Source organism: Methanospirillum sp., from assembly GCF_035560735.1.
Taxonomy (GTDB): Archaea; Halobacteriota; Methanomicrobia; order Methanomicrobiales; family Methanospirillaceae; genus Methanospirillum.
In genome coordinates this window covers 1-7,231 of sequence record NZ_DATMYY010000072.1, presented here as the reverse complement: position 1 = coordinate 7,231, position 7,231 = coordinate 1, and the positions used below count along the sequence as shown (strand labels likewise).

Here is a 7,231-nt window from a genome sequence, read left to right as displayed (position 1 = left end):
ATCAGAGATTGCATCTGGATATCACTTGATGCTCCTTCGGAAAGTCTGAAATCTGTTTCTCCAAGGTGATCAATCAGCCGCACCTTTACTCCTTCAGATAGATCCCGCTTTATGATCGCCCGGTAGAGTTGGCCGATAAGTTCTTGTGGAGAAATTCCCCTGTCATGGAGCAACTGGTCCAGAACTCTTCCTGCTCCTTCAAAGTTCCCTGCAAGACAGAGATGGATCAGATCTTCTATCTCATCAGGCCGTGCCGTTGCTGTTATTGCATAGATCATTGCCGGCTCTATCTCCCTGTCAAGAATTGCGGCGCCTTGAAGTGCATTAATGGCTTTACGCATATCTCCCTGTGCAACGTAGAAGATCGCATCAACAACTTCTGAACTGACTTCGAGGTTCTGATCTATTGAAATCCGTGAGACCATTTCTGTGATTGCTGCTTTAGAGAGTGGTCTGAATCGGTAGATTGCACATCTACTTTGGATAGGATCGATGATCTTTGAGGAATAATTACAGGAGAGGATAAACCTGCATGTCTGTGCATATGTCTCCATGGTTCTGCGCAGAGCCGACTGTGCATCATTGGTTAAGGCATCTGCTTCGTCGAGGAAGAGGATCTTAAATGATGAGTTACCAAATGGTGATGTCCTGGCAAACTGTTTGATTTGAGTCCGCACAACATCGATACCACGTTCATCTGATGCATTGAGTTCCCTGAAATTCATCTGCCAGTCATCGCCAAAAAATTCCCTTGCCAGTGAGACTGCCGCTGTGGTTTTCCCAACTCCTGCACTACCTGTGAACAAGAGATGAGGCATCTCGCCTTTATTGACATAGGATCTTAACCGCTCTATGATCTCGGCCTGACCAACTATATCAGCTAGTTTTCGCGGCCGGTATTTTTCTATCCATATTGCATGAGTCTCATCCATATCTGGGATCCTTTGGGTGTACTATTCAACGTTCTTCATAATAGAATCATGATTTTTCATGATGATCTGCGGTGCCGTCTCTTCCCCTTTCAGGATTCTCATGCACGACTCTCTGCTTAAATATGAGTCCCCATCTTCAGGATCTAGTTCCATTGCTCTTTCAAAACAACGGATTGCTTCTTCATGATCTCCGGCATCGCGGAGTGTATGACCCCGCATATTCCAGACTTCAGGATTTTCTGGATCTGAATCAAGTGAAAGGGCATAAAATTCATCTGCCCGGGAAAAATCAGTGAGATCTGCCCATGCGTTTCCAAGTGCAAAGAGTGCTTTTGGATCTTTTGAACAGAATTTTTCTGATCGCTCAAGACAGGTTTTTGCCTCTTCTTCTCTCTCAATATCCATAAGAACCATTCCTTTTCCATAGAGATCCCAAAAATTGTCACCTTTCAGAGATAGCGCAGCATCATATTCATTGATGGCTGCCTCCCATTCTCCGAGAAAGAGAAGTGCATGGATCTTTCCTTCCCTAGAAGAGTGATCAGAAAAATCAAGTGCTAACGCTTTGTCATATGCAATCCAGGCAGCCTGTCCCTCCCGATCCGAAATGAGGGCATCACCAAGTAGTCTCCAGCACTCAGTATTTTCAGGTTCTATCCCTGATGCACGTGTCAGACTCTTGCATGCATCACGGAATTTGCTGCATTCGATCTCAGATCGTCCTCTGATAACCCATGCATCGTAGCAGTCTTCTGATAGGTCTGTTACCTGCTGAGAGGAAATAAGTGCATCATTCATTTCACCGAGTTCAAATAATATCCTGGCATGTGAAAGCCAGAGTTCAGGATCATCAGGATTTATTACAAGGGCTGAAGTAACCCTCTCAAGTGCGGTGTCCAGTTCGCCGAGTCTTTCGTAGGTTTCCCCTGTGAGCTGAAGTATATGTGGATCATCAGGCCTTATCCTGTGAAGGTCTTCAAGGGTCTTAACCGCTTCCTGATGTTCTCCCTGATCTATAGAAAACTTTGCGAGGCGGTAAAGACATGACACCCTCTCCTGATTACGAGACAGTGCATCTTTCAGGATTGCAATTGCCATATCTATTCTGCCCGTATCAGCAGCTAAATCTGCGATGACAAGATCTAGATGATCATCATCAGGGATCATAGATCTGCCTTCTTCAAGCAGATTCATTGCTTCTTCCTGTTTTCCTGTATTCCAACCTTTTACTTTAGCTTCAAATTGGTACCATACATAATTTTTAGGATCTCTGTTACGGCACTCTTCGCATATATGGCAGAGTTCTTCCCATTCTCCAAGATTGAAAAGTGCCCTTACCTTCCCTTCAGACGCATCCAGCGAATCAGGTTTTATCTCTAATACCTGGTTAAATGCAGCCACCGCTTCCTGCGGCCGTTCAGCAGATCCAAGAGCCCTTCCTAATTGGAGTAGTATGTCTGGTTCTGTGGGTGATAGCCTGTGTGCCTCTTCAAGGCAAGGGATTGCATCTTCATATCTTCCCTGTATTGCCAGGACTAATCCTTTGAGAAGATAGGGCATATGACCTGGGTTATCAAACCTTGCAGCGATTGAAAAACATCCGAATGATCGCCCATATTCTTCATTCAGCATTAGGGCAAGCCCTTTTTTGAGCCATGGGTAAATACTCTCCGGATTGTTTTTGATGAGTTCATCATAACAATTAATTTCCGCAGTTCTTTCTCCCATCTGTTCAAGAAGTCGTGCTTTGTGATAAAGGGTTGGTTCTTCTCCCGGGGTTATTTCAAGCGCATGATCAAAGAACCTGAGAGCTTCTTTTAGTTCTCCTTCACGCTGAGAACAGAGACCTAATTGATCCCATATTAGAGAATTTTCCGGATCAAAAACCGAGCCTTGCTGAAGAGCTACTTTTGCTTCTCTGAATTGGCCGAGATTAAACATCGTGGTGCCAAGTTCTAACCATGCATCAGAAGAGAACGGATGAATTTTGGTTTCCTGAGTAAAGTAAGAGAGAGCACGGGTGAGTTCATCTTTTTCTAATGCTATAAGCCCAAGTTGATGATGAGCCCCCGGGGTATGTGGTGATATCTGGATGAGTTTATTAAATATGGCCTGGGCTTTGTCTATATGGCCTGCCATGCGCAGAGTAAACCCTTTGTTGAACAGGGCAAGCGAATCATCTGGAACAACTTGTAGTATCTGGTCTATGCATGCAATCGATTTCTCGTACTCTGATTTTTTGGCATGCTCGACGGCCCTCAGCATTATCAGGTCTTTTTCGTGATCATTCATATATAAACTCGGTAATTTAACCGGTGATTTGGTAATTTGCCGGTCAAGACAGAACTCAGATCTTCTTATCAATGACCTGATAACATCCTGTAGAATCAGGTTGGATACAAAAAGAGAAAAAAGGTTAGTTCAAAGAACTTTATGTGCTCTTCTTTGAAGGGTTGTTAAAGTCTGAAGTGGCACGGGTCGGTGTCGCCCCTACACTTTGTGTTATGTTCAGCTTCTCTTCTGATGCTGAATTAAATCTCTCTGAAGGTGTGGTGTTTTCAACCGAGCCACCAGTCTTTGATGAGAGCTGTTCCTTGAGTTTTTGTGCTACTTCGTAGGATGAATCAAGTTCGAGAGCTTTATTAACCGCGGTCATTGCGTCGTCATATTTTCCAAGGTTATACAATGCTCCTGCCTTGTTGTACCAGAGGACAGCAAGTGTTTCATCTAGTTTCAGTCCTGCATCGAATGATTCTACTGCTTTATCATCCTGTCCGAGTTTCATCTGGGCCATACCTTTGGACATATAGACACGTGGTTGTGGATCGAGTGCGATTGCCTCGTCATATGCCTTAATTGCCTCTTCGGTCTGGTTCATGTTTCTGAGAATGGCTCCTTTGTTGTAGTAGTACTCAGGAACTTTATCTATGGAGATTGCCTGTTCTACAGCTTTAAGTGCTTCATCATACTTTTTAAGGTCATTCAGGGAGATTGCATATGCATTCCATCCTGGACTGTTGGTGGAATTAAGTGCAACGGTCTGGTTGAAAGATGATGCTGCAGCTTCTGAGTCACCGTTCTCAGTGTTGATCATACCCAGAATCCACCATGCGTTTGCCTGCATATCTGGAGTGAAGGTTGTCGAAGTCAGATTCAGGGCATGTTCAAGTGAGTCCTTTGTCTCATCAAGTTTGAGTAGTTGATATTCGTCTAATCCTTTGAAGTACCAGGCGTCAGCAAACTGTGGGCTGATTTCTGTGAGTTTTGTGAATGATGCAACTGCATCCTCAAATGCACCTGTATCTCCCTGAACTCCTCCAAGGAAATACCATGCATCAGTAAGATTGCTATCAGTAGAAGTTGCATTCTTTAGGCCTTCAATTCCAGCCTCAAACTGTTTGTCTTTCAGGTCTACACGTGCAAGCCAGTACTGTGCATTAGCGAAATCACTCTTGAGGGCAAGAGCCTTGTTAAAAGAAGTTCGTGCACCTGTGAAATCGTTCTGATCAAACTGAATACGTCCCTTGTAGTACAAGGCGTTGTGATTGGTTGGATCTAATTCGATAGCCTTGTCAAAGTCTTTTGATGCCTCTTCGATGTTGTTGTTATTGTATTGAATAACTCCAAGCCGGTAGTAAACTTCTGCATCATTTGCTTCAGCAGATTTGAATGGCTCTGCATAATCACCTTTTATGTCTAACAGTTTATTGAAGGAGACTTCAGACTCATTGGGTTTTCCCAGGTATCCTTCAACATCACCTTTTGCAAACCATGCATCCTTGTAGTCTGGTTTGATCTCAACAGCCTTGGTATATGCTTCAAGACCTTCTTCTAGTTTACCGTTGTCAGACCTGGTGATTCCGAGCCAGTACCAGGCACGTTCATTCTTTGGATCAGCCTGAGTAATTTCTTCAAATATCTTTGTAGCAGCATCGCTGTTACCTGAAAGCAGATTTGCTATACCTAAGTTGATCTTGACTCCAACATCATCTTTTAGGTTGGACTGTGCCTTTTCAAGGGCATTAAGAGCGCCAGTTGCATCTGGTGGAATCATCGCATACAGAAGTGTGTATCCAATCATTGCCCATGCATCACCATAATCTGGATTGATAGTAGTAGCATTTTGATATGAATAATAGGCATTTGAAAAGTTACCGTTCTGCAGGTATGAGCCTCCTAGTTTAAACCAGGCTGTCGCATCCTTTGGATCAAGTTCTACAACCTGTTTGAATGCGGAGATTGCATCTCCGTACTTCTCTTGTTGGAGAGATAAGTTACCTTTCTCAAACAACTCCGTTGTTGAAGTATTTTCGGCAGATGAGACTCCTGCAGTGAGACAGAGCAGGAGTGTCAGTGCCATGATCAACGCTATACCGCGGATCTTCATGCCATATATGTCACCTGCCCTGTGCAGATATACTTTCTTATTAAAGAGAGAAATGCGGGATGATGATGGAATTAGGAGTTATTCGAGGTCCCGATTCCATGCCGGAAGGAGGGCGGAAATGATCTGATCGCACATGTCTGGCTCCCCATCCTGAATTAAGTAGATCATAACCTTCTGCTTCTTCTTTGATACCTCAAGAATGCGTTGGTTAACCAGGCAATTCTCGGGTTCTGAACCTTCATAGCATTTTCTTGGAGAGATGGTGCCATAATGCTGATTCATCCGCTGAACAAGGTTCTGGCACCATCCGACAAAAGTGATTTTCCCCCCCGCTACCAGTATGTAAATTCCAGATCGATCTCTAAACCGTCCAGGTATCCTAAATCTGCAGAATGGTCCTTCTCCCCACTCGTGAAGCATCAAACCGTTTTTGTTAGGGAATCTCTCCCATGGATTATACTCAGTAATTCCTCCACGGGAATTTCGGTCAGGATCAATGGTCCAGACGAGTTCCGGATTCAGATGAATTTCACGTGAAAGATCCTGAAGCGTTGGTTCATGTCCTGCCACCATTACATATCCATGGAATGAGGCTGCTATAGTAGTTTTCCTGAAATCATTGGAATCATGTAATAGTGTTCTCCTATCTTTCAGGGCTGACAGGGTTTATCAGGGAACACGGAGAATATTGTGCAAGGAGAGAAATCATGTGTTCTGTCGGCGGCCCAATGGATATGGAACTTGAAGAAAGACTCAATGCTAAGACCTACAAGTGTAAGGATTGTCAGGGAACTTTTAAGGGAATAGGAAAGAACATCATCTGCCCTTCCTGTGGATCTGACAGCGTCATAGAATCTGTATGATTATTCCTGTTTCAGGTACCGGACTTCTGATTCAGGCTTCAACGTCTTTTATTCTTGTTGGCATTGTCAAGGATCCATTTACACTTTTTATTGAAACCACTTCCAATGAGTACTGTCAGTATCTGAAGACTGGTGACCTTGTTGCTATCTCTGCTCCTGAAGGAGGAGAGTTAAGACAGGCATTGATTTTGCTTGAATTAGTTATGGTATGGCATGTACCATTACTGGTTCTTCCTTCAGGTCATCCCGGGTCATGCAGGCTTAAAATGGTAGTCTCTGCCGGAGACCAGATCGTAATGAATTGTCTGATTCAGCGGGGTACTCATCCCGAACAAACTGTAATCTGTTCTTCTGAAGAATTAACTGGAATGGAGATCAGATCCCAAACAGAAGGTGTTGAATTACTTGGAATTCCAAGGGGGGTAGATCTATATCGAATCACTACTGATGGCAGTTCGGAATTGATTGGGAAGGAATTATAAGATACTAGTAATGCACAAAATTTTCGATCTTTATATTATAGGACCCTGAAATGGATTGTAAATTCAATATACCTGTCGCCATTATTCTCATTATTTTAACTGGCACTTTCGTATCCGCAGATTCTTCCATGAATACTACCACAGCGCATGGTAATGTAACCCCATATGTTTCTTCTGAATCTGCTAATTCTTCTCACATGAGTAGTACTTATAGCCTGGACGATAGAATGGTCTCAAATGAGACAACAGTCATTGGAATGAAAGCCCCCAGATCGAACCTGACATTTATGTCCGGGGTGAATTCACCTTCAAACATTACAGATAACTTTACTTCTTCGGATCCGGTTTCGAGAGAATCAGTAAACCAGAGTGTTGAACTCTCTACAAATGCTACTCTGTCAAAATATGATTCACTGGGAGATATCATCAAGGCAAAAGACTGGAAAGCACTCGGGGAGTATCAATGTAGAATGAAAGTTGATAATAAAGCCTTATTAGATGACTCTGAACTCAACACCGGTGATCAGGAAGCAAAATGGAATGGATATTTTAATTACCGGGAACCTG

General features: G+C 43.4%; 7 protein-coding genes. 3 read left to right on the top strand and 4 right to left on the bottom strand.

What is annotated here, in order from left to right:
• From VN429_RS01935 to VN429_RS01920, 4 genes are all read right to left on the bottom strand, one after another.
• Positions 1-932 (bottom strand): replication factor C small subunit (locus tag VN429_RS01935; RefSeq protein WP_325629217.1); only part of this gene is annotated, 932 nt, incomplete at its 3' end.
• A gap of 21 nt (positions 933-953) precedes the next feature.
• Positions 954-3,224, bottom strand: a complete 2,271-nt coding sequence (locus VN429_RS01930; protein WP_325629215.1) for a tetratricopeptide repeat protein — start codon at positions 3,222-3,224, stop codon at positions 954-956.
• Between the two features lie 139 nt (positions 3,225-3,363).
• Complete coding sequence (locus VN429_RS01925; RefSeq protein WP_325629213.1) at positions 3,364-5,319, bottom strand: tetratricopeptide repeat protein; 1,956 nt, start codon at positions 5,317-5,319, stop codon at positions 3,364-3,366.
• A gap of 78 nt (positions 5,320-5,397) precedes the next feature.
• A complete protein-coding gene (locus VN429_RS01920; protein WP_325629210.1) occupies positions 5,398-5,892 on the bottom strand; it encodes a GIY-YIG nuclease family protein in 495 nt (164 codons plus the stop codon).
• Between the two features lie 134 nt (positions 5,893-6,026).
• Here VN429_RS01920 and VN429_RS01915 point away from each other — a divergent pair, with 134 nt between their 5' ends.
• From VN429_RS01915 to VN429_RS01905, 3 genes are all read left to right on the top strand, one after another.
• On the top strand, positions 6,027-6,182 hold the full coding sequence (locus VN429_RS01915; RefSeq protein WP_325629208.1) for a hypothetical protein: 156 nt from the start codon (positions 6,027-6,029) through the stop codon (positions 6,180-6,182).
• Positions 6,179-6,664, top strand: coding sequence for an alpha/beta hydrolase (locus VN429_RS01910; protein WP_325629206.1), 486 nt, complete (start codon positions 6,179-6,181; stop codon positions 6,662-6,664). Before VN429_RS01915 ends, VN429_RS01910 begins: the two co-directional genes overlap by 4 nt.
• 128 nt (positions 6,665-6,792) lie before the next feature.
• Positions 6,793-7,231: hypothetical protein (locus tag VN429_RS01905; protein ID WP_325629204.1), on the top strand; the 439-nt coding region annotated here is incomplete at its 3' end.

What these genes read in the sequence shown, in the direction of transcription:
- VN429_RS01930 (WP_325629215.1), bottom strand. Translation starts at nt 3,224, where the DNA reads ATGAATGATCACGAAAAAGACCTGATAATGCTGAGGGCCGTCGAGCAT.
- VN429_RS01925 (WP_325629213.1), bottom strand. Translation starts at nt 5,319, where the DNA reads ATGAAGATCCGCGGTATAGCGTTGATCATGGCACTGACACTCCTGCTC.
- VN429_RS01920 (WP_325629210.1), bottom strand. Translation starts at nt 5,892, where the DNA reads ATGGTGGCAGGACATGAACCAACGCTTCAGGATCTTTCACGTGAAATT.
- VN429_RS01915 (WP_325629208.1), top strand. Translation starts at nt 6,027, where the DNA reads ATGTGTTCTGTCGGCGGCCCAATGGATATGGAACTTGAAGAAAGACTC.
- VN429_RS01910 (WP_325629206.1), top strand. Translation starts at nt 6,179, where the DNA reads ATGATTATTCCTGTTTCAGGTACCGGACTTCTGATTCAGGCTTCAACG.